General features: G+C 41.9%; 23 protein-coding genes. 17 read left to right on the forward strand and 6 right to left on the reverse strand.

Annotated elements, in window-relative coordinates:
* Positions 1–60: 60 nt before the first annotated feature.
* Positions 61–1,302: a bifunctional phosphopantothenoylcysteine decarboxylase/phosphopantothenate--cysteine ligase CoaBC gene (gene coaBC, locus AB6E08_RS05910; RefSeq protein WP_017102407.1), complete on the reverse strand. Its 1,242-nt coding sequence runs from the start codon at positions 1,300–1,302 to the stop codon at positions 61–63.
* A gap of 223 nt (positions 1,303–1,525) precedes the next feature.
* Here coaBC and radC point away from each other — a divergent pair, with 223 nt between their 5' ends.
* From radC to AB6E08_RS05960, 10 genes are all read left to right on the forward strand, one after another.
* Positions 1,526–2,200, forward strand: a complete 675-nt coding sequence (gene radC, locus AB6E08_RS05915) for a DNA repair protein RadC (RefSeq protein ID WP_012603038.1) — start codon at positions 1,526–1,528, stop codon at positions 2,198–2,200.
* A gap of 292 nt (positions 2,201–2,492) precedes the next feature.
* The gene (rpmB, locus tag AB6E08_RS05920) at positions 2,493–2,729 is read left to right on the forward strand and encodes a 50S ribosomal protein L28 (protein WP_004728407.1); all 237 of its coding nucleotides are present in this window, start codon (positions 2,493–2,495) and stop codon (positions 2,727–2,729) included.
* A gap of 13 nt (positions 2,730–2,742) precedes the next feature.
* The gene (gene rpmG / locus AB6E08_RS05925) at positions 2,743–2,910 is read left to right on the forward strand and encodes a 50S ribosomal protein L33 (protein WP_002535344.1); all 168 of its coding nucleotides are present in this window, start codon (positions 2,743–2,745) and stop codon (positions 2,908–2,910) included.
* 239 nt (positions 2,911–3,149) lie between these two features.
* Positions 3,150–3,698 (forward strand): hypothetical protein, encoded by a 549-nt coding sequence (locus AB6E08_RS05930; protein ID WP_372064024.1) that lies wholly within the window; start codon positions 3,150–3,152, stop codon positions 3,696–3,698.
* Between the two features lie 2 nt (positions 3,699–3,700).
* Complete coding sequence (gene mutM / locus AB6E08_RS05935; RefSeq protein ID WP_372046992.1) at positions 3,701–4,510, forward strand: bifunctional DNA-formamidopyrimidine glycosylase/DNA-(apurinic or apyrimidinic site) lyase; 810 nt, start codon at positions 3,701–3,703, stop codon at positions 4,508–4,510.
* Positions 4,511–4,718: 208 nt separating this feature from the next.
* Entirely contained in the window at positions 4,719–5,669 is a 951-nt protein-coding gene (locus AB6E08_RS05940) for a glycosyl transferase family 90 (RefSeq protein ID WP_372064026.1), read from the forward strand.
* The gene (gene waaF / locus AB6E08_RS05945) at positions 5,666–6,721 is read left to right on the forward strand and encodes a lipopolysaccharide heptosyltransferase II (protein WP_102582393.1); all 1,056 of its coding nucleotides are present in this window, start codon (positions 5,666–5,668) and stop codon (positions 6,719–6,721) included. The genes AB6E08_RS05940 and waaF overlap by 4 nt, the downstream gene beginning before the upstream one ends.
* Positions 6,722–6,734: 13 nt before the next feature.
* Entirely contained in the window at positions 6,735–8,054 is a 1,320-nt protein-coding gene (gene waaA / locus AB6E08_RS05950; RefSeq protein ID WP_372064029.1) for a lipid IV(A) 3-deoxy-D-manno-octulosonic acid transferase, read from the forward strand.
* Complete coding sequence (locus tag AB6E08_RS05955) at positions 8,051–8,791, forward strand: glycosyltransferase family 25 protein (protein WP_372064031.1); 741 nt, start codon at positions 8,051–8,053, stop codon at positions 8,789–8,791. Before waaA ends, AB6E08_RS05955 begins: the two co-directional genes overlap by 4 nt.
* Positions 8,792–8,794: 3 nt before the next feature.
* Positions 8,795–9,688: a hypothetical protein gene (locus tag AB6E08_RS05960; protein ID WP_372064033.1), complete on the forward strand. Its 894-nt coding sequence runs from the start codon at positions 8,795–8,797 to the stop codon at positions 9,686–9,688.
* 1 nt (position 9,689) lies between these two features.
* Here the strand turns inward: AB6E08_RS05960 and AB6E08_RS05965 are convergent, their stop codons facing one another.
* A complete protein-coding gene (locus AB6E08_RS05965) occupies positions 9,690–10,412 on the reverse strand; it encodes a 3-deoxy-D-manno-octulosonic acid kinase (RefSeq protein WP_009847972.1) in 723 nt (240 codons plus the stop codon).
* A gap of 71 nt (positions 10,413–10,483) precedes the next feature.
* On the opposite strand from AB6E08_RS05965, the gene AB6E08_RS05970 reads away from it, so the two are divergent.
* The 6 genes from AB6E08_RS05970 to AB6E08_RS05995 are packed head-to-tail and all read left to right on the forward strand — an operon-like array spanning position 10,484 to position 15,673.
* Positions 10,484–11,584 carry a glycosyltransferase family 9 protein gene (locus tag AB6E08_RS05970; protein WP_371727256.1) on the forward strand — a complete coding sequence of 367 codons (1,101 nt, stop codon included), beginning with the start codon at positions 10,484–10,486 and terminating at the stop codon, positions 11,582–11,584.
* Positions 11,577–12,641, forward strand: a complete 1,065-nt coding sequence (locus AB6E08_RS05975; RefSeq protein ID WP_371709411.1) for a glycosyltransferase family 9 protein — start codon at positions 11,577–11,579, stop codon at positions 12,639–12,641. Before AB6E08_RS05970 ends, AB6E08_RS05975 begins: the two co-directional genes overlap by 8 nt.
* A 9-nt stretch (positions 12,642–12,650) precedes the next feature.
* A complete protein-coding gene (coaD, locus tag AB6E08_RS05980) occupies positions 12,651–13,139 on the forward strand; it encodes a pantetheine-phosphate adenylyltransferase (protein WP_017102399.1) in 489 nt (162 codons plus the stop codon).
* 18 nt (positions 13,140–13,157) lie between these two features.
* Positions 13,158–14,114 (forward strand): glycosyltransferase, encoded by a 957-nt coding sequence (locus tag AB6E08_RS05985; protein WP_017102398.1) that lies wholly within the window; start codon positions 13,158–13,160, stop codon positions 14,112–14,114.
* Positions 14,104–14,991, forward strand: coding sequence for a lipopolysaccharide biosynthesis protein (locus AB6E08_RS05990; protein ID WP_372064036.1), 888 nt, complete (start codon positions 14,104–14,106; stop codon positions 14,989–14,991). The genes AB6E08_RS05985 and AB6E08_RS05990 overlap by 11 nt, the downstream gene beginning before the upstream one ends.
* A 7-nt stretch (positions 14,992–14,998) precedes the next feature.
* Positions 14,999–15,673: a CatB-related O-acetyltransferase gene (locus AB6E08_RS05995; protein WP_372064038.1), complete on the forward strand. Its 675-nt coding sequence runs from the start codon at positions 14,999–15,001 to the stop codon at positions 15,671–15,673.
* Positions 15,674–15,742: 69 nt separating this feature from the next.
* On the opposite strand, the gene lpxM is transcribed toward AB6E08_RS05995, so the two are convergent.
* Both lpxM and rfaD read right to left on the reverse strand, forming a co-directional pair.
* Positions 15,743–16,696 carry a lauroyl-Kdo(2)-lipid IV(A) myristoyltransferase gene (lpxM, locus tag AB6E08_RS06000; protein WP_280604953.1) on the reverse strand — a complete coding sequence of 318 codons (954 nt, stop codon included), beginning with the start codon at positions 16,694–16,696 and terminating at the stop codon, positions 15,743–15,745.
* Between the two features lie 75 nt (positions 16,697–16,771).
* Complete coding sequence (gene rfaD / locus AB6E08_RS06005; protein ID WP_372064040.1) at positions 16,772–17,713, reverse strand: ADP-glyceromanno-heptose 6-epimerase; 942 nt, start codon at positions 17,711–17,713, stop codon at positions 16,772–16,774.
* A 221-nt stretch (positions 17,714–17,934) separates the two neighbouring features.
* Between rfaD and AB6E08_RS06010 the strand changes: the two genes are divergently transcribed.
* The gene (locus AB6E08_RS06010; RefSeq protein ID WP_012603056.1) at positions 17,935–18,573 is read left to right on the forward strand and encodes a TetR/AcrR family transcriptional regulator; all 639 of its coding nucleotides are present in this window, start codon (positions 17,935–17,937) and stop codon (positions 18,571–18,573) included.
* 279 nt (positions 18,574–18,852) lie between these two features.
* Here AB6E08_RS06010 and AB6E08_RS06015 read toward each other — a convergent pair whose 3' ends face one another.
* Both AB6E08_RS06015 and cysE read right to left on the reverse strand, forming a co-directional pair.
* Positions 18,853–20,004: a murein hydrolase activator EnvC gene (locus AB6E08_RS06015; protein ID WP_276605410.1), complete on the reverse strand. Its 1,152-nt coding sequence runs from the start codon at positions 20,002–20,004 to the stop codon at positions 18,853–18,855.
* Positions 20,005–20,077: 73 nt separating this feature from the next.
* Positions 20,078–20,899, reverse strand: coding sequence for a serine O-acetyltransferase (gene cysE / locus AB6E08_RS06020; protein ID WP_009847961.1), 822 nt, complete (start codon positions 20,897–20,899; stop codon positions 20,078–20,080).
* Between the last annotated feature and the right edge of the window lie 113 nt (positions 20,900–21,012).

Raw genomic sequence — 21,012 nt, forward strand, 5'->3', positions numbered from 1 at the left:
TAAGACCTAGGTCAACAGAATCGAGAGGTGTCAGCGTATTGTCAGGGTAAAATTGTGCGTTTATACGTCAATAAGCTGTTGGATCTGATTAAGGATCTGGAAACCAAGAGAGTCTTTGCTATCTAGAGGTAGAGATTTATCGCCACCTTTCCAATAAAGGTGCAACTCATTACTACTACTATTAAAGCCTTGGCCTTCGACAGAGACATCGTTAGCACAAATCATATCGAGGTTCTTTCTTTCCAATTTTCCGCGCGCATACTTCTCGACATCTTGAGTTTCTGCTGCGAAGCCGACAGTAAATGGACGATCTTCAGTCATTGAGGCAACGGAAGCCACAATGTCTGGGTTCTTAACCATTTGAATGGTCATGTCATCTTTACTATCGACTTTTTTAAGCTTCTGGTCTGCAATGGTCTCTGGGCGGTAATCGGCAACCGCAGCGCAGCTGATGAAAATATCATGCTGAGCAGCATTGGCATTCACGGCATCAAACATCTGTTGTGCGCTGTCTACATCAATGCGATTAACCTGATTTGGTGTCGCGAGTGATACAGGGCCACTAATTAGAGTTACCGTAGCACCTTGTTTCGCGGCCGCTTCAGCCAGTGCATAGCCCATCTTGCCCGAGCTATGATTGGTAATGTAACGAACTGGGTCGATCGCTTCGCGAGTTGGACCCGCAGTAATTAACACCGAACGGCCAGTCAGAGGTTTAGGTTGGAAGAAGTCTTCACAACGATGGACCAGTTGCATTGGCTCTAACATACGCCCCATACCAACATCGCCACAGGCCTGTTCACCAGCTGCCGGACCCCAGATTTCACATCCACGACGTTTTAGCGTTGCGATGTTCTCTTGAGTTGCAGGGTGGCTGTACATTTGTTGGTTCATTGCTGGGGATACCGCAACTGGCGCATCGGTTGCTAAAACCAAAGTGGTCAGTAGGTCGTTACCCATGCCTGCGGTCATACGCGCAATAAGGTCTGCGGTTGCGGGTGCTAATAAGACTAGGTCAGCCCATTTCGCCAGTTCGATGTGCCCCATGGAAGCTTCAGCAGCAGGATCAAGCAAACTATCAGACACTGGCCTTCCAGAGACAGCTTGCATGGTGAGAGGAGTAATGAACTCCTTAGCCGCATTAGTCATGACGACTTGTACCTGCGCACCACGTTCGATTAAGCGTCGAGTCAGTTCGGCACATTTATAAGCTGCGATACCACCACTAATGCCAAGTAGGATTTTTTTTCCAGCTAGGCCTTGTTGGTCAGCGTTATCCAGTTGATTAACCAATGTTTGCATGATTCTGTTCCTTAATTTCTCTGGGACTAACGATATCAGAACAAAGGATTAGTGCCTAGAAGCAGAATTGGAACAGGTTTGACACTCATCAAGTTGATGTTATCAAACTTATCAATTACACGGTTTTGCTAGGCATTAGTCTTCTTTATAAAGCTGTGGAAGCTCTCCGTAGACAAACGGATTAGGCTGATGGATCGTATTCATCACCCTAGATAGCCTTTATATGCCTATAAGTAAAATGCCTGTTGAGTCGATGCCAAGAGAAAAGTTACTGAGTAGAGGCCCCGACTCCTTAAGTGATGCGGAGTTGTTAGCTATATTTCTTCGAACGGGCACACAAGGAATGAATGTTTTAGAGCTATCAGACAAGTTGATCAAAGATTTTGGTTCGCTTCGCCATCTTTTTTCTGCAACGGAGGCTGAGTTTTGTGCCCATAAAGGGATGGGGCAGGCGAAATATGTCCAGTTGCAGGCTGTTTTGGAGATGACGCAACGTTATTTGGCCGAGACTTTATCTCGAGGGGATGCACTAACTAGCCCAAGTCACACCAAGTTGTATCTTTCGAGTATATTGCGTGATCGCCAGCGAGAAGCCTTCTACATATTGTTCCTAGATAACCAAAACAGAGTAATAAAAGATGAAGTGATGTTTGAAGGAACCATCGATGCAGCATCTGTTTACCCGAGAGAAGTGGTTAAACGGGCACTTCATCATAATGCTGCCGCTTTAATCCTAGCGCACAACCATCCTTCCGGTGTCGCAGAGCCAAGCCAAGCAGATAGGCGAATTACACGTAGATTAACCGACGCATTGGCACTAGTGGACATCCGAATTCTCGACCATTTTGTCGTTGGAGATGGCGAAGTTATCTCTTTTGCAGAGCGCGGATGGATTTGAATCACATTTTAGGTTGTTAGTTGCGTTAAATCTGCTATCATTCCGCCCACATTTTAGAACCTTAAATCAGCTCTGATTACTCAAATAGCTGCCCTGTTCAAAAAAAGATCACGAAATCCTTAAAAAGGATCTGTTCGGGTCTTGAGCAATGCATGTCAAGTTAGTATAATACGCGACCTTTGATAGCCTTGAATGGATTTTCCATTATGGTTTTTACCTCTATTTTCAGAATTGATAGAGAGGTTCGGCCACCAAGGTTGATATCGAGCTGAAACGATTTGGAGAGACATTCATGTCCCGAGTATGTCAAGTAACTGGTAAGCGTCCAGTAACGGGTAACAACCGTTCACACGCACGCAATGCTACCAAGCGTCGTTTTCTGCCGAACCTACAAACTCACCGTTTCTGGGTAGAGAGCGAAAAACGTTTTGTTAAACTACGTCTAACTGCTAAAGGCATGCGTATTATTGATAAGAAAGGCATCGATGCTGTTCTTGTTGATATCCGTGCACGTGGCGAAAACGTTTAAGAGGAATTAAGCAATGGCTAAAGGCATTCGTGAGAAAATCCGTCTAGTATCTTCTGCTGGAACTGGTCACTTCTACACAACTGACAAGAACAAGCGTAACATGCCAGGCAAATTTGAGATCAAAAAGTTTGATCCAGTAGTTCGCCAGCACGTTATGTACAAAGAAGCTAAAATCAAGTAATTGATAGCCCCTTTGTCTCTTCTTTTATAGAAGAATAAATTAAAAACCCAGCTTATAGCTGGGTTTTTTTATATCTAAAATTTGAGTAACTCAATTATTCTTGTTTGATATAGCGTCTGATAGATAGAAAACCGTACAACATAGAAAGTATTGCCACTTTCACGATATACTGATTACTCAATAGGTTAGATGAGCAGAATCATATGAGATATCGTGGACGCCGGTGGAACAACATACTCATGTTCAGTGTGATCGCTTTTATTGGCGTGTTAAACCTTCCAACTTTGATCAAAACGTACCTTATCGAGCCCGAACCTGAAGTTAAGATCAGCGGTTCTTATCCTTCTCTTTTAAATCCAGCAGCTGAGCTTCAAGCTTTGCATTTTGCTAATTGGTCAGTTGTAGTAGAAGACGATCATTGGGCTTATCAATTTAAAGACACAGTGCTTCCTCAAACTACCAGTGCACAAGAGCTGTCACAGAGGTGGCAGGAACTTGTGGGCACCGAAATTGACTCTCAAACCTATACCGACCTCTCACCACAATTGAATACCCCGCATACCATTGAGGTTTGGTATCAAGACCAAGAAGAGCCCCAGCGTATTACCTATTATCAACTTGCTGAGTTTTGGTTGCTAAAAAACTGGAATGATCAGTGGCTGGCGGTGTCTATTGAAGAGAGCTACTTGTTTCCAAGCTTTGGCTCAGGAGATTCATTTAAATCAGACCATCTCTTTAAAGCAGACAAGCTATCTATATCAGACAAATCACCTAAATCGGACGACTAACTATGCCTGAATTACCCGAAGTTGAAGTAAGCCGCATGGGGATCTCGCCTCATTTAGTCGGTGAGAAGATTAAAACGCTTACCTTTCGTACACCTAAACTGCGTTGGGATATCCCTCAAGAACTTAAGCTATTAGAAGGGCAGGTGATTCGCTCTATTTCACGCCGAGCGAAGTACCTATTGATAGAAACCGATACCGGAACAGCCATTGTTCACCTCGGTATGTCTGGCTCACTGCGCGTGTTAGATGCAGACTTCCCGCCAGCAAAACACGATCACGTGGATCTTAAGTTAACCAATGGCAAGATATTGCGTTACAACGATCCGCGTCGCTTTGGTGCGTGGTTATGGTCGGCGCCTGATGAGATACATACTGTATTACTGGGTTCTGGTCCTGAGCCACTAACTGACGACTTCAACGCAGATTACATTGCTGAGAAAGCAGAAAAGCGTAAGGTTGCCGTCAAACAGTTCATTATGGACAACAAAGTAGTGGTAGGTGTGGGGAATATCTACGCCAATGAAGCGCTGTTTTCTTCACGAATTCATCCACTTCGCCCAGCAAGCAAAGTGACAAAACAAGAGTGGATCTTGTTAACCAAAGAGATCAAACAAGTACTCGCTACCGCCATCAAACAAGGTGGCACCACACTCAAAGACTTCGCCCAAGCGGATGGAAAACCGGGATATTTTGCTCAAGAGCTGCAGGTTTATGGTAAGGCTGGTGAACAGTGTCCGAGTTGTAGTGAGAAGCTTGAAGAGCAAAAAATCGGACAGAGGAATACGTTTTTTTGTTCTCAATGTCAGGTATAGATGTATAGCTCTCAATACAGAGCTTGATATCACTTGAAGCTGTGTCTAGGGCACTTTATCTGATAAAATTACGGATATTATTGTGGAACTTGTCGTCTTCATTTCTAAAGGCAGAGTCTACCTCTAGAGCTTTGTTGATAATTCCTTGCCTATGGCTGCTGGCTTTGCCTTCGTTACATTACGTAAAAATAAAATATAAAGAGAAACTATGAAGATATTTTATTATCTAAAACATGCCTTGCTCTCTATCGCACCTCGTTTGTATTTTTCAAAACAGTTTGAAAAGCTGGAAAAGTCATATTCCGATCAAGCTGACTATATAAAAAGCAGAGTAAGTTATTATGTGAAAGGGCTCGGCGACTTTGATAAGGCTAGTCTAAGCTGCGAGATTAGTAATTATTCTCGAAAAGGCTACACATCTTATTTCTTTGATCTTAAAGAGTTTCTTCATTATTTCCCAAAGTACTTTCGTTTCAGTTACTACTTTGGTGATGAAACGCATATAGAGCCAGTTCCAACGTTATTTAAAGCTCGTCCGATTGCTGGGAACAATAGTAACTCTGTACTATTTAAATTAGATAAGCGTCGTCATTTCCGATTCGTGGATGATAGCTTAAGTTTTTCTGATAAAAAAAATATGGCCGTATTTCGTGGTGCTGTGACTCAACCACATAGAATTCGTTTTATGAAAACTCTGTATGGTCATCCACTGATGAATGCAGGTCAATCGAATACTTCAGAGCAAAACCCAGAGTGGCAACAACCATTTATGACAGTCGAAGAGCAGCTTCAATACAAATTCATTATTTGTCTTGAAGGGAACGATGTTGCATCAAACTTGAAATGGGCAATGTCTTCAAACTCACTTGTCGTTACTCCAAAAATGAAATTTGAAACGTGGTTTATGGAAGGCACTCTGCAGCCAGGCATACATTATGTAGAGGTGAAGGATGACTGGTCGGATTTTGAGCAAAAAATTAAATACTATTTAGACAACCCTAAAGAGTCTGAACAGATGATCAAAAATGCGCATGAATACCTTGCTCCTTTCCAAGATGAACAACTAGAAAAATTGGTTTGCATTAAAACACTTCAAGAATATTTTAGACTATCTGGTCAAGCTATTAACGAACACGCTATTAACGAGCAAGACAAATGAAAATTCTGATTATTGGCCCGTCATGGGTTGGAGACATGGTGATGTCTCAAGGCTTATATGTTGAGTTACAAAGACAGTATCCTGACGCAAAAATTGATGTTTTAGCGCCAGCATGGTGTAAGCCTATTTTGGAAAGAATGCCACAAGTCAATCAAGCTCTTGAAATGCCATTAGGGCATGGGCAATTTGATCTGAAATCTCGTTATAAGATCGGCAAATCGTTGAGGGAAGTACAGTACGATAAAGCGTACGTATTACCTAACTCCGCGAAATCAGCTTTAATTCCCCTGTTTGCACGCGTTCCTGAACGAGTTGGCTGGAAAGGTGAAATGCGTTTTGGTTTGCTTAATGACGTTAGAACCAATAAAAAAGCGTTTCAATACATGTTAGAGCGATATGTAGCGTTAGCGCACCCTAAAGCTGAAATGACGGGTAGTGGTTGTTTAGGTGAATTGTCATCATTACCTTTTCCAAGCCTACAAGTTGTTGACTCCAGCCAACAAAAGGCTATGGAGCAATTTGGTTTAAACAATCAAAGGCCTGTCCTTGGTTTATGTCCTGGTGCTGAGTTTGGCCCTGCGAAACGTTGGCCTGATAATCACTTTGCAACAGCAGCGACAGCGATGATAAAGCAAGGTTACCAAGTGTGGTTGTTTGGCTCGGCTAAAGATCGTGAAGTAACCCAAAAGATAATCGAACAAGTCCCTGTTAATATGCAGCAGCATTGCTTCAATTTAGCTGGAGATACGAGCTTAATTCAGGCTGTAGACTTGATCGGGGCTTGTCGTACTGTCGTTAGTAATGATTCTGGGCTGATGCATGTGGCCGCCGCGGTGGGCTGTAATGTCGTGGCTGTTTATGGCTCTAGTTCACCTAAATATACGCCTCCGCTAACGAACAAACTGGCGATCATCAATACCGATATTGAGTGCCGACCTTGCTTTGAACGAACTTGTCCCAAGCAGCACCTAAAGTGCCTAACTGAGTTAATGCCGAGTAGAGTCATTAGTGCTATTGAGCAGTTTGATGTAATTTCCCAAGGCAAAATATAAATAAGGTCGTCATATGAGCACTGTCGTTCGTTGGGCCTATACCGCGTTACTTTTCCTTGTAAGCCCTATCCTGCTTTGGGGCTTATATCGTTCCAAAGCAAACAAACCACCTTTTGGTCGTCGTTGGAAAGAGCATTTCGGGTTTACACCGTCGATCAATAATAGACAGTCGGGCGTGATCTGGCTTCATGCTGTTTCAGTAGGGGAAGTGCTGGCGAGTAAGAAGTTAGTTGAACAACTGGCGATACAAAACCCAGATAAAAGAATACTGATCACTACAACAACGAGTACAGGCGCTGAGCAGGTAGAAAAGATGAGTGGTTCGATTAGCCACCGCTATATGCCTATTGATTTTAGTTGGTGTGTTCAACATTTTATCAATCGCGTTCAACCAGATAACATGCTCATTATTGAAACGGAATTATGGCCAAACACCATTAACACCGTTGCTAAAAATGATATTCCGATGATATTAGTCAATGGACGATTATCCGAAAAATCAGCCAGTAATTATCAAAAGATGAGTTCGTTAATTTATCCGACAATCTCTAAGTTAAGCTTAATATTGACGGTACACTCTGATGATAAATCTCGATTTGAGTTACTAGGTGCGCCGAGCGAAAAAGTCATTGTCACAGGCTCAATTAAGTACGATGTGTCGATTGATAATAATGTAATCGCACAAGGCGAGCATCTTAAAGATATTTTGGGGCAGGGTAGGCAGATTGTTGTCGCCGCGAGCACTCATGCTGGTGAAGATGAACAAATTTTTAGAGCTTACCAGCAAGCCAAAAGAGAACTGCCAAAGTTACTCTTAGTGATAGTACCTCGTCACCCTGAACGCTTTGATTCAGTTGCTGAATTGGCCAAAAACCAAGGCTTAGTTTTGGTTCGTCGAACCGAAGTTGTTGACGACGTACCGCTTGGTGTCGATGTCTACCTAGGAGATACGATGGGAGAGCTTATGGTTATGCTTTCTGCGAGTGATCTCGTCTTTATGGGAGGAAGCCTACTTGGAAAGAAAGTAGGAGGGCATAACTTCATCGAACCTGCATTGCTTCAAAAATATTGCTTAACAGGGCCGAGCTATTTCAATTTTGCAGACCTGGCGAATCAATTGATCGACTCGAGCGCACTGTCTGTTGTAGCCGATGAGAATGAGCTTGCTTTACAAATGAACAGTGCATTATCCAAGCCTAAAGAGTTAATTGAAAAAGGGCGAATAGGCTATGGTATAGTTCAACAGAATCAAGGTGCGTTACATAAAACACTCCAATTGATACATCATTCAGCCACCAATAATCAGTCAACCAATATTGAGACATCACCATGATCAAAACTTTTGTTATTCATGTAAGCAAAGGCTACGAAGAACGTAGAAAACATATAGATAAGCACCTGCCAGAAGTGGGCATCACTGATTACGAATATATGTTAGCTGGTGATATCGATGATCTATCTGATGACGTTAGAAATGGTTTTTTTGACGACTCACTGAGGCTCCCTGAGAAGTCTTGCTTTTATAAGCACTACTTAGTGATGAAAAAAGTCGTAGAAGAACAAATTCCACAAGTATTAGTGTTAGAAGATGATGCTTTTTTAAATAGCGATTTTATTGAGCAACTAGAAGCTTTCCAAAATGAACTTCGTGGTGAAGAAAAGTATCTTGTAAATATTGAAGAGGCATCGAGCTTAGTACCTGCATCAGTAAGAGTTCCAAATCAACATCTGTACTTGTGTAAAACGAACAAGCTTACTGGTGGTTTGCTTTATGACCTTAGTTTTGCTCGTGCAATGGTAGAGCATATGGAAAGCAATATAACTGACGCACCTATTGATGGTTATGTTGGTAATGAGCGAACGACATTAGAGTACAATATTTTTTGGACACACCCACCTTTGGTTCGTCAGGGTAGTAAAACCGGTGCATTTGATAGTGAGTTGAGTGGTAGAACCTCAGGACTTTATGCGACGGTTAGAAGTTGGTTTAAAGAGGGATACCGAACTCATGTTCGAAGCCATGTCAGCAGCAAGCACAAAGCACTTTTTAAAAATATTACGAAGTACTAAATTATGAAATCAGAATTGGCTAGAAAACACTTAACATTTGTTATTTATGGCAATGATAGAACTTACTATCAAGGCGCAAGGTTTTGCATTTTGTCTTTTTTAGCCAATTGGGTTGAGGCAAATGGAACTAGGCCTGAAATTTCTGTTCTAGCGGAAGAACCTGAGCACTTCGCTAATATGCCAATTAAAGTGTTTCCGATATCGCCTGATCAAAAGGCTGAATGGAGTCTAGACAATACTTATCACTTTAGAATCAAGAACCGCGGCTTAAAATATCTTTGTGATAATTTAGAGTTGAGTTCTGAAGATAAACTGCTTTTTCTAGATACAGATACGTACTTTAACGTGCCAACAAACGTTTACTTCGACTCTATATCGGATAAAAACGCGTTACTGTTTTGCTCAGAAGTGAACATCAATACTTTGCCAAGCACCAATGAGTATTCACATATCAGAGATAGAGATATAAAACTTATGGATGGCAGTGTCTACCGCACTAATCCAAACTCAGTTATGTGGGCGTCGGCAGTCATTGGTATCACCGGAAAAAACTCATCGGCTTTTGATTATGCCGATGTGTTGATTCAAGCGTTACGTCAAGAAGGGTGTGAGGCACACACTTTAGAGCAGTTTGCGCTATCTGAAGCGCTCTCTACGCAGGTGAATATTGAACCAGCGAAAGCTTGGCTCAATCATTATTCAACGAGTGGGCGAAAAGACTGGGCGAGAACGGTGTTGGAACAGTTCTTTGAAGAACACGGAGATAAACCATTTGAAGAGCAAATACGCTTAGCTAAAGAAGTGTCCTTCAAGCGCCCTCTTGCTGAAGTGATTCGAGGGCATATCTATAAAAAGAAAAAGAAACTTCGTAAGTTATTTGGTTTGAAAGAAGAATAAATCATAGACTCTCAAGGGTACTCACTTTGTACCCTTGTTCTATTTGTGAAAAATCAAAGTGCTGAGCATCAATCCTTCCTAATCGAACTTCTTTTTCGAATGAGCGCTTAAGTCGCTTTAAATTACTCTCTTTCCAGCTATTACCTGTTTGCGTTAGGCATTTATCAAAATCGATAATCCAAACCTTGCCTGCTTTATCAACGAGAATGTTATGGATATTGAGGTCGGTATGATTGACCCCGGCATCGTGCATTTTTCGAATTTGATGACCAATATCGTTGAAATGGGAATCGGATAGTTTTTTGTTTGATAGTATCTTTACTAAGTCTTCTGCGTCGGAAATCTTTTCAATTAAAATATCGGCTTTGTAAACGAGCCCTTCTTGCGAAACTTTCGCAGCAACGGGTGTCGGGACATTAACTTTATGTGTGGCTAGAAGCTCAAGTAACATTAGCTCTTGGTATGCTCGTGAGTTCTCTAATCCAGTAAATAAATAGCTGTCTCTAACTAGCTTTCCAAACAAGCCGCCGCGATGATAATGTCGAAGAGCGAAATTGCTTTTTTCTCCCTTAACAAACCATGTTGTTCCTCTACCTTGAGCGTGCCCCAGTATTGCTTGATTCGCCTTCCAATAATCCACAGAAAAAGCCAATTCAACGTCTTCGGTGAGTAATTTAGGATTATACCAGTACGTTGTTTTATGGATTTGCTTTGTTGTAAACATGAATCACTGTCTCGTATTGGGGAGTTTATGGCATACTTGGTAGAACAGTATATCAAACGCCGAACAGATTAATGAACGATTCATGTAGTTACCAAAAAATATTAGTTGTTGCCACTCATTGCATTGGTGATAGTTTGTTGATCTCTGCTTTTACCCATAGTCTGAGAAAAGCGTTTCCGACCGCAACAATAGATGTTTTAGTTAATGCTAGAGGGGAGATGGTTTTTGGTACCAATCCAGACGTTGACTCTTTAGTTGAAATTCCGCCAAGAGCATCCGTTAAGGACTATTACCGGATTTTAAAAACGCATGGTCGATATGATTTAGTCGTCAATGAAATGCTTAATGATAGAACAGCTATCTATAGTTTTATCTTTGGTAAGAAAAGACTTGGTGCAATTGATGAATCGCTTTCTGGCGCCTGGGTTAAAAAGTTAATTTATACTCATTACATTAAAGAACAGCATCGCTTTGAGCATAAAATGAGTCGCGTTGCTCGTATGCTGGATACCATAGATGTTAATTGTATTGCACGGCTAGTCTCTCCCGAAGAGTTATTACCTTCAGTGGTTCAAAAGAGATTGCCATCAAACTACATTGTTGTGCATGCGCCATCCTCCAACGAAATTAAGCAGTGGCCAGTCTCGTATTGGGTTGAAGTCATCAATCGTTTGATCTCTGCAGGCTATAACATTGTCTTATCTGGCGCTAAATTAGAACGAGACGAGACCATTGTTGAACAAATCATGAGTCAAGTCCCTGAGTCGAACCAACTGGTCAGTGTTTTAGGGGAATTATCATTAGCTCAAACTTCGGTATTAATAAAACATAGTGATGGTTTTGTTGGACCTGATAGTGGCCCGGGTCACCTCGCATCAGGTTACTCTATCCCAATTGTATCTATTATTAGCGTGGCACCAGCAAGCATGTGGTCACCTTGGCCATATGAAGAGCCAATTGATGTAACGAACAATTTATACAGCAATGGTGTTAGCTCCCAAAGAGTCGCCAATATTAGACTTGTGCAATCTGAACGTAACTGCGTCCCTTGCTATAAAAACAGATGTCAGATTAGCGATGATGTCTATTCGCCATGCCTTCAAGATATCAAGCCAGATAACGTTGTTTCTGCTGTTCTAGAAATGATGCCATTGGAATCGATCAATGAATAACGCTCTTTCTGCTCCAAAATCTATTTGTATTCTGCGTTTATCTGCCATTGGTGACGTTTGTCATGCCCTTTCTGTGGTGCAACTTATTCAAGCTACCTATCCAGAATGTCAGATCACGTGGGTGATGGGAAAAATCGAAGCTCAATTACTTGGTGATATACCTGGAATTCAAGTTGTAGTGTTTGATAAAAAACGCGGCCTAAAAGGAATGAAAGAAGTATGGAGATCCCTGCGTCTAACTCGGTTTGATTATTTACTGCATATGCAAGTTGCACTAAGAGCCAGCCTGTTAACGATAGGGATAAAGGCAAAAGTAAAACTTGGCTTTAGTTGGACACGTGCCAAAGAGGGGCAGTGGCTCTTTACCAATCGCAAGCTGCCAAAAACGGACGCATCTCATGTGTTAGATAATTTCTCTGAATTTGCTTACTTTTTGGGGTGTTCCAAACAGGTGCCGACATGGGATCTTGCTTTGTCTGATGAAGATCAAAGACTATCGATGGAGCTTGCGCATGAGCCGTATATTGTTATTAGCCCTGCCGCGAGTAAAGATGAGAGAAACTGGTTAGTTGAGCGCTATGCCGCTGTCGCCGATCACGCTTATCAGTTAGGCTTTAAAGTGGTTTTTTGTGGTGCTCCAACGGATAGAGAGCGCAATTTAACCGACAATATCTCTCAGCACATGACATCACCTTGTATTAACTTAGTAGGCTCAACTTCGTTAAAGCAGCTTACCGCAGTGATTGGTAAATCCAGTGTTGTGATCGCTCCTGATTCAGGGCCTGCACACATTGCGACGACTCAAGGTGTCCCCGTGATTGGTTTGTATGCGCACAGTAACCCAATGCGAACAGGGCCTTATCATAGTTTAGACAGTGTGGTTTCTGTCTATGAACAGATTGCTGAAGAGCAACACGGTAAAGCGGTTGACGAGCTTCCATGGGGAACCCGAGTAAAAGGAAAAGATCTTATGGCTCTTATTTCAACAGAATCGGTGATTGAGCAGCTAGACCGTGTATTAGGCCGATTGAAAAACAAGAAAACATCCAGTGAATAAAGGAATGTCATGAAAATAGCAATATACCCAGGTACTTTTGATCCAGTGACTAACGGCCACTATGACTTAATTAAACGTGCTGCATGTATGTTTGAAAAGCTTGTCATTGGTGTCGCAGAGAGCCCAAGTAAAGCCACCTTATTTAGCTTAGATGAGCGTGTGGCCTTATTGCGAGAAACTTGCCATGAATTACCTAATGTCTCCGTCGAGGGTTTTAGCAGCTTGCTGGTTGATTTTGCGACCGAGCAAAATGCCTCAATTTTGGTGCGTGGCTTAAGAACAACAATGGACTTTGAGTATGAGTTTGGTTTGACGACAATGTATCGTCGATTAAAACCAGAACTAGAGAGCCTGTTTTTGACACCTTCAGAAGAGTTTGCTTTTTTATCATCAACATTGGTTCGTGAAGTCGCTATTCATGGTGGAGAAATAGAGCAATTTGTTCCAGGGTGTGTTCATCAAGCTGTTGTCGCTAAAGTAAAAGCTTTTAAAAATTAAGTGATTATGAATATTTTAATGTATACAAGAGCTACGTTACCTGTGGTGAATTATGGTGGAACCGAACGAGTCATTTGGGACTTAGTTTATGCTTTGCATCTTGCCGGGCACCGAGTGACGCTGCTCGCTGGCAAAGGCACAAAGTGTGATTGGGCGAGAGTCATCGAGTATCAACCGAATGTACCACTGCAAAGTCAGCTTCCAAATGATATTGATGTTGTACATTTCCACTCTGATCTAGAGCCTATCTCTTATCCCTACATTTTAACGCAGCATGGTAATTCAGACGGCCCTATTGACCCTAATACCGTCTTTGTTTCATCTCAGCATGCAAAAAATCATGGTGCACAAGCTTATGTTTACAATGGCTTGAATTGGGATAACTACCAAAAGCCTAACTTTAACTTGCAACGAGAACGTTTCCATTTTCTTGGGAAAGCGGCGTGGCGAGTTAAAAATGTTCAAGGTGCCATTGATATTACCAAGAAAGCTGGCCAGCAGCTTGATGTGTTGGGCGGCCATCGATTGAACCTAAAAATGGGTTTCAGGTTAACGTTAGATCGTCATGTTCGTTTTTTAGGGATGGTGGACGATACAACGAAATCTCAGATCATGACTCAGTCAAAAGGTCTGATATTCCCCGTGACTTGGCATGAACCGTTTGGCTTAGCGATTACAGAGAGTTTGTATTTTGGTTGCCCAGTGTTTGGTACACCTTATGGCTCACTGCCGGAATTAGTTTCTAGTGAGGTAGGTCTTTTATCGAGCTGTGAACAAGATCTCGTAGAAGGGATCTTAAATTCTGACACCTATGATTCAGCTCGTTGTAATGAATACGCGAGAGATCAATTCAATGCCAATGTCATGGCTGCAGCGTATGTTAGTTATTACGAGAAGGTAGTTGAAGGTAATAAAGCCAATAGTGCATTAGGAAGTATTGTCGAGTCTTTTAAAAGGTTGCCTTATGAACGATAAATTGAAGCCAAAACTGGTTTTTGTAGGCTACAAGCAACAGTATGAAAAACTAGAAATTGATGTGCTATCGTCTGATTATGAAAAGCATCATATTTTCTTAAGCAAGTGGTTAGTGAAATTAATTTCCTTTTTATTTTTCTACAGTAAAAAACACTATCATGAGGCTTATGGAGCGATCATAAGACGAAAAATAAAGGCGCTAAATGGCTTTGATGTCATATTCACAACCGACTCTTTGAGAGACATTAAGTCAATATCAAAGGTTAGTGGGAGGAAGATTATTCTTTTTAGGAATATTACAGATGGGAGCTTGAACCATCTTTTAGATGATTTTGAAATATATACGTTTGATGAGGGTGATGCAAAAAAATACAACTTTAAGCATGCTTATTCTCCGATGCCTCAACTAAAAATTATTGATGAGATAGCAAAATCCTCTGATTACGATGTGTCTTTTGTGGGGGTGGATAAAGGAAGGAAAGAAAAGGTTCAAAAAATAGAAGAGGCATTGGGTGATTTTAAGTGCAACTTTATTGTGTTTGACAAAAAACCTTCTTATTCCTATGTTGAATACCTAACCGTGATGCTCAATACCAAATGTGTACTGGAAATTGTTCTTGATGGACAGACGTCTGATACTATGAGGGTTAAAGAAGCATTGTATGCTCGAAAAAAAGTAATCACGAATAATACGAGTCTTTGTAATCACCCTTTATACTCAAAAGATAACTTTCTTATATTTGACTCTCTAAATGAACTTACTGGTAGTATGGAATACTTTATTTCTAGCGAGTTTGACGAATCAGTTTTGATTAAGCTTGAAGATTACACTGTTGATGGTTTTTATCACAAACTCCTATCTGGTAATGGCGAATAGACTCATTATGAAAAAAATCATACGCAAGATTAAGAAGCTAATATTCATTCGTGATCAAAAAAAACAGAAGAACTTCCTTTCTCGAAAATCAAACTTTACAGACACTCAATTTGAAGGCTGTAACTCTGTAGCAAGCGATTGTGATGTGAATGCCTCATATATTGGGTTTGGCTCTTATATTGATACTCATTGTAATATGAACAATGTCAAAATAGGTCGTTTTTGCTCGATTGCTAATAATGTGAAAATTGTCCTAAATAACCACCCGGTTAATGATTATGTGTCGACTCACCCTTGCTTTCATCGAGCAGATCATCGATTGATGCAGAAACAAGGATTGGATTTTAACAAAGGTACTATTTACTCGCATACTAAGTATGTTGAGGAGCATTACCAAGTTGTTGTTGGATCCGATGTTTGGATTGGTGAAGACGTGAAAATATTCCCAGGAGTGACTATCGGGCATGGTGCAGTGATTGCAACAGGTTCTATTGTGACCAAAGATGTAGAAGCATTCAGTATTGTGGGTGGTGTTCCAGCGAAGGAAATTAAGAAGCGCTTTACTGAAGAGGAAAGGGAAGCTCTTTTAATGGAACAGTGGTGGGAGTGGCCACTTGAAAAGATCAAAGAGCATCAAGGGGCCTTCATTAACATAAAAGATTTCAAACGATTGATTAGTTAGATTTTTCTGACTAACTAACTAATCAATCGAGTCTATATGCCTACGTGTAGGTTTATACCCATATGTAGGTTAATACCCCACATATGGGTCTTGTCCGTTCCTACGTGTTTTTAACAACTTTAAAATCCACATGTACTGCTCAGGTTTCGGATTAACAAAACCTTCAACGACTTCATTCATTGCTCTAGCGTCTTGATGTTCATCGCCAGATAACTCAATGGGTGCTTTGATTTCAATTTCGTATTTACCCGTCTCAATATTATAGCTGGCAAAGGTTGGAACGATCTTCGCTCGGCTTACTTTTGCTAGTTTTCCAAGTCCGGGCAAGGTTGCTTTTTCAGTCGCAAAGAAATCTGAGAATACACTTTGCTCTGGGCCATGGTCTTGATCTGGCAGGTAATATCCCAAGTAGCCATCTTTGACTGATTTGATAAAAGGCTTAATGCCTCCACTGCGATCATAAACTCGTCCGCCATACTGAACTCTTTGCTTGTGCATGAGCCAATCGGTCAGAGGGTTTTTCTGGCTATTTGCCATCGCAGAAACGGGTAAGCCTCTTGAAGCTAAAAGGATAGCCGGAATGTCGATGCACCAAGAGTGAGGTACGAGCAAAATAGCACTTTGATTGTCTTTTTGTAGCCGTTGTAAGTGTTCTAATCCAATGATTTCTGAGTGTTTTTCAAGCCAACGTTTACTTCGTAATGATATGGCAGGAAAACCAAGTAAAAAGGCGCCAGCAGTTGTTAGGCAATTGGTTAGAATGGTTTCACGCTCTTGAACAGACTTTTCTGGAAAACAAAGCGCGAGGTTTATACGTGCCTTTTGTACTGAGCCACGTTGCTTCTTCGCCATTTTTGTCGCCACGAATTTTGCTATGGCTACTCGAATCGAGTTTGGCAGCAAAGAAATGGGTAGACATAGGCATAGCCCGAGCCAAGTTCCCCAGTGTTTTGGTGATAAAAACGCACTGATGAATTTGGGGTTGTATGCTTTAGGATCGTAGTCGTCGCGTTGAGTTGTCACTGTAAACCTTTAACTGGCGATATATATTGAACAAGCTAACAGTATACCGTTAGCTTGTTTTCGGGAGAGTGTAATCTAGCGATTAACTGACTGCATGTACTCGCTGACGCCTTCAGCAACCGATTTAAATTGAACATCGCAACCGGCATTACGCAACTTAGTTAAATCAGCTTGAGTAAACTCTTGGTAAGCACCTTTCAAATGCTCAGGGAATGGGATGGTTTCAATCTCTCCCTTACCGTGATGTTTAATCACCGCTTTTGCGACCTCTTCAAATGATTCGGCATTACCAGTACCTAGGTTGAAGATACCTGATACTCCATTTTTTAAGAACCACAGGTTTACGGCCGCAACATCACCAACATACACAAAATCACGCTTGAAGGTTTCGCTTCCTGCGAATAATTTCGGGTTTTCACCGGCGTTCATTTGATTGTTTAGGTGGAATGCGACAGAGGCCATGCTGCCTTTGTGCTGTTCACGTGGACCGTAGACATTGAAGTATCGAAAACCAGTGATTTGAGAAAGCGTTTCGTTGTGTGCGGCTGCATCTGCAGTTAAGCGACGCACATAGTTATCAAATTGCTGTTTTGAATAGCCGTATACGTTCAGCGCGCCTTCGTACTGCGGTTCTTCGATAAAGGTATCGGTTTCACCATAAGTGGCAGCAGAAGAAGCATACAAGAAGGGTATCTCACGCTCGATACAGTAATGCAGTAACTCTTTAGAGTATTCATAGTTGTTGAGCATCATGTATTTGCCATCCCACTCGGTGGTTGCTGAGCATGCACCTTCATGGAAAACAGCCTCAATGTGACCGAAATCATCGCCAGCCATAACTTGAGTTAGAAAGTCATCACGATCCATGTAATCGGTGATATCTAGGTCAACCAGGTTCTTAAATTTTTTGCCATCTTTTAAGTTGTCGACAACTAGAATATCGTTGTGGCCTGCTTCATTGAGCGCCTTAACAATATTGCTGCCAATCATGCCTGCACCACCAGTTACGATAATCATATTTCTTCCTACTTTTTTGAATACAAACTCACACGAGTATAGCAAGGAACAAACGAAGCGAGCTAGCGGAATAATTCTTTAATTCTAGTGTAATGTGGTGATGTTAATTGAGATATTCTATCCATTTTCATCAGAGCTAATTCGACCAGATGTGAACAGGTCGATCTATCTGTTTAGTGGCGATATACTGAACCACTAAACGGATAGGGATACTAATGCTAATGAAAACACGTGACAAGATTGTTTACGCAGCTCTAGAGCTTTTTAATGAGCACGGCGAGCGTAGTATTACGACCAATCATATTGCTGAACACATCGAAATCAGCCCCGGAAATCTCTACTACCACTTCCGCAACAAACAAGAAATTGTACGTGATATCTTTACTCTCTACTCGACAGAGTTACTTGAAAGATTTACTCCGATTCAAGGGCAGCAAGAAAGCCTGACGCTACTAAAGAGCTACTTAGATTCCATCTTCACGCTGATGTGGAAGTATCGATTCTTCTATGCAAATTTACCTGAAATATTGTCACGTGATGAAAAGCTGCACCTTGATTACATGGCCGTTCAAGAAAAGTTGCAAACGAATCTTGTGGATATTATGAGAGCATTTGTTGAGTTGAATTTGCTAAAAGCAACAGATGCAGAAATGAAGTCGATGGTCACATCTCTTCACTTGATCGCATCGGGTTGGTTGGCGTATCAGTCGGCGATGTCTCCAAAATCTCAAATTACGGAGCAAGTTGTTCACCAAGGAATGCTGCAGATGATCGCAACCGTTAAACCGATTGCAACGACTCAAGGCTTTGAGCAACTGACACTGTTAGAAGATGGTGTAAGAGCGCTGAACAGCAAATAAAAGCGAAGATGTGGGTAAGCGGTAAGTGGGATTCGGGTAACGAGAGCGGGAAAGCGCAGATTCGAGTGGTGGGATAAATCGTGACGTCATTCCCTACAGCGAGGAACGAGCGTGATAGGGAATCTCTCTTTATCCTCGAGGGTAGCAATCTCAAGCGAGATTCCAGATATTTAGTCCCTCAATTCTGGAATGACTGAGTTTGATTAATGCGAATTCGGAAATTTTCAGCTCTTTGGGCTCTTTCTTCGCATCTCGGTTACTTATATCTCGTATCTGTTTTTACCTAACTAACCATCTTTTCGGGTTTTGAGCTTGGCTGTTTCTACGAATTTCGAAGTACAGCGATGGGCGGGTTTGACCACCAGTGTCACCTGCAAGCGCAATAGCCTCACCAGCTTTAACTTTATCGCCTTCCTTTTTTAGTAGGGCTTGGTTAAAGCCATAGAGTGTCATGTCGCCTTTACCGTGGTCCAGCAGTACCACTAAACCATAACCACGCAAATATTCGGCGAATACGACGGTTCCTGAGTAAACAGATTTTACCTGCTGACCGTATTTCGCTTTGATCACCATGCCTTTCCAATTTACTTGGCCAGTTTGGCGTGAGCCGTAGTTATGCAGAACTTTATCTTTGATTGGCCAAGGCAGTTTACCTTTACGTTTGGCTAAGCCATCCATAGGGACAGCATTGCGTCTCTCTCGTGCGGCTTTTTCTGCTTTCGCTATTTCGGCTTTTAGGCGAGTTTCATTACGTTGAAGTTCGGCTAAGTAATTTTTGTCGCCAGAGATGTTTTTCTTAATACTGCCGACGGTCTTTTTACGCTGTGTTTGGGTCTGCGATAGTTTGTTGCGCTTTGCTACCTGTTGATTTAACAGCGTTGCTATTTGTTCTTGCTCAAGCTGGCGTTGCTTATGGCTTTCTTCTAATTCAAGTTGAGTTTGTTCGATCGTTTTGATTGTTGCAGATCGCGCTTTGGCGAGGTGTTGGTAATAGTGACTAATGCGGTCCTCTTCAACGCCAGTATTTAAGATGTGAGAAGAGGCTTTGGCTCTGCTGGTCATGTAGTAAGTCTGAATCAGCTGCTCTAACTTGTCGGTATGGGCTTTTTTCTGTGCTGTAAGCGCTTTAATCTTATTATCTAAGCTAGCAACATTAGCATTGGCGGTATTGAGTTGTTTTTTACTTGTTTTAATGGCTTTTTCAAGCAAGGAGATAGAGAGCTCTTGTTGCTTGAGGTTTGCCTGTAAATTGTCGAGCTTCTTCTGTTGTGAGGATAGTGTTTTTTGTTGACGAGATATCTCACTCGACACACCTTTCAGCTCCCCTTTCGATGCGGCAAGTGGCGATGCAGAAAAAAGAACAGCGCAAAGGCTGGCAGATATCAAAAGAACAGTGCTAATTACTTGGACTGGTTTCATCATTATCGTCATGTTGCTCTTATTAGTTTTCAGCATCTGCTCTTAAGTCTTTCGTATCTCGTTTCATCGAACCTAGAATCAGCTCTTATATTCCATCACCATGAATGAAATTTTGCGAGCGACCATTGAAGCCTTGGTCCATATCTAAAGATGGTTTATCTGTTTTCGGTTTTCCGACAATTTTTGCAGGAACGCCTGCGACTGTTGTATGAGGTGGTACGGCTTGTAGTACAACAGAGCATGAACCAATCTTCGCGCCTTCACCTACTTCAATGTTGCCGAGTATTTTAGCACCGGCCCCAATCATTACGCCTTCGCGGATTTTGGGGTGACGGTCGCCACCTTCTTTACCAGTACCACCAAGGGTAACGTCTTGAAGGATCGATACATCATTTTCGACGACAGCAGTTTCACCAATCACGATACCAGTGGCGTGGTCGAGCATGATAGCTTTACCGATACGAGCTGCAGGGTGAATATCCACTTGGCAAGCAACAGAGATTTGGTTTTGTAGGTAAGTGGCAAGTGCAATACGACCTTGCTTCCACAACCAGTTAGCCACTCGGTAGCCTTGCAGAGCGTGGTAACCTTTTAGATAAAGCAGAGGCATCGAGTACATCTCGACCGCAGGATCTCGATTTACCGTCGCGCAAATATCACAAGCTGCCGCATCGATAATCGATTGATCCTGCTTAAATGCTTGTTCAACCACTTCACGTACTGCCATTGCTGGCATTGAAGCCGTCTTTAGCTTGTTTGCTAGGATGTAGCTAAGGGCTGCGCCTAAACTTTCATGGTTGATGATCGTGGCATGATAAAAACTCGCAAGCATAGGTTCTTGCTCTGACTGCTGTCGAGCTTCCTTCACTATGCATTGCCAAACTTTTTGCTGTTCACAGTGTTTCATTTTTCCATCCATTCTTTTAAATCAGATACGCGTAGCGAGATGATAGATACGAAGAGCTTAGAAAAGCCAATTAGCGTAAATGAGATTCCAGATATTTCATTCTTCAATGACGA

It is taken from the genome of Vibrio sp. 10N.247.310.24 (assembly GCF_041467175.1).
Classification (GTDB): Bacteria; Pseudomonadota; Gammaproteobacteria; order Enterobacterales; family Vibrionaceae; genus Vibrio; species Vibrio tasmaniensis_A.

Excerpts from the sequence above, each read along its gene's own strand:
- coaBC (WP_017102407.1), bottom strand. The coding sequence starts at position 1,302 with ATGCAAACATTGGTTAATCAACTGGATAACGCTGACCAACAAGGCCTA.
- radC (WP_012603038.1), top strand. The coding sequence starts at position 1,526 with ATGCCTATAAGTAAAATGCCTGTTGAGTCGATGCCAAGAGAAAAGTTA.
- rpmB (WP_004728407.1), top strand. The coding sequence starts at position 2,493 with ATGTCCCGAGTATGTCAAGTAACTGGTAAGCGTCCAGTAACGGGTAAC.
- rpmG (WP_002535344.1), top strand. The coding sequence starts at position 2,743 with ATGGCTAAAGGCATTCGTGAGAAAATCCGTCTAGTATCTTCTGCTGGA.
- AB6E08_RS05930 (WP_372064024.1), top strand. The coding sequence starts at position 3,150 with ATGTTCAGTGTGATCGCTTTTATTGGCGTGTTAAACCTTCCAACTTTG.
- mutM (WP_372046992.1), top strand. The coding sequence starts at position 3,701 with ATGCCTGAATTACCCGAAGTTGAAGTAAGCCGCATGGGGATCTCGCCT.
- AB6E08_RS05940 (WP_372064026.1), top strand. The coding sequence starts at position 4,719 with ATGAAGATATTTTATTATCTAAAACATGCCTTGCTCTCTATCGCACCT.
- waaF (WP_102582393.1), top strand. The coding sequence starts at position 5,666 with ATGAAAATTCTGATTATTGGCCCGTCATGGGTTGGAGACATGGTGATG.
- waaA (WP_372064029.1), top strand. The coding sequence starts at position 6,735 with ATGAGCACTGTCGTTCGTTGGGCCTATACCGCGTTACTTTTCCTTGTA.
- AB6E08_RS05955 (WP_372064031.1), top strand. The coding sequence starts at position 8,051 with ATGATCAAAACTTTTGTTATTCATGTAAGCAAAGGCTACGAAGAACGT.
- AB6E08_RS05960 (WP_372064033.1), top strand. The coding sequence starts at position 8,795 with ATGAAATCAGAATTGGCTAGAAAACACTTAACATTTGTTATTTATGGC.
- AB6E08_RS05965 (WP_009847972.1), bottom strand. The coding sequence starts at position 10,412 with ATGTTTACAACAAAGCAAATCCATAAAACAACGTACTGGTATAATCCT.
- AB6E08_RS05970 (WP_371727256.1), top strand. The coding sequence starts at position 10,484 with ATGAACGATTCATGTAGTTACCAAAAAATATTAGTTGTTGCCACTCAT.
- AB6E08_RS05975 (WP_371709411.1), top strand. The coding sequence starts at position 11,577 with ATGAATAACGCTCTTTCTGCTCCAAAATCTATTTGTATTCTGCGTTTA.
- coaD (WP_017102399.1), top strand. The coding sequence starts at position 12,651 with ATGAAAATAGCAATATACCCAGGTACTTTTGATCCAGTGACTAACGGC.
- AB6E08_RS05985 (WP_017102398.1), top strand. The coding sequence starts at position 13,158 with ATGTATACAAGAGCTACGTTACCTGTGGTGAATTATGGTGGAACCGAA.
- AB6E08_RS05990 (WP_372064036.1), top strand. The coding sequence starts at position 14,104 with ATGAACGATAAATTGAAGCCAAAACTGGTTTTTGTAGGCTACAAGCAA.
- AB6E08_RS05995 (WP_372064038.1), top strand. The coding sequence starts at position 14,999 with ATGAAAAAAATCATACGCAAGATTAAGAAGCTAATATTCATTCGTGAT.
- rfaD (WP_372064040.1), bottom strand. The coding sequence starts at position 17,713 with ATGATTATCGTAACTGGTGGTGCAGGCATGATTGGCAGCAATATTGTT.
- AB6E08_RS06010 (WP_012603056.1), top strand. The coding sequence starts at position 17,935 with ATGAAAACACGTGACAAGATTGTTTACGCAGCTCTAGAGCTTTTTAAT.
- AB6E08_RS06015 (WP_276605410.1), bottom strand. The coding sequence starts at position 20,004 with ATGACGATAATGATGAAACCAGTCCAAGTAATTAGCACTGTTCTTTTG.
- cysE (WP_009847961.1), bottom strand. The coding sequence starts at position 20,899 with ATGAAACACTGTGAACAGCAAAAAGTTTGGCAATGCATAGTGAAGGAA.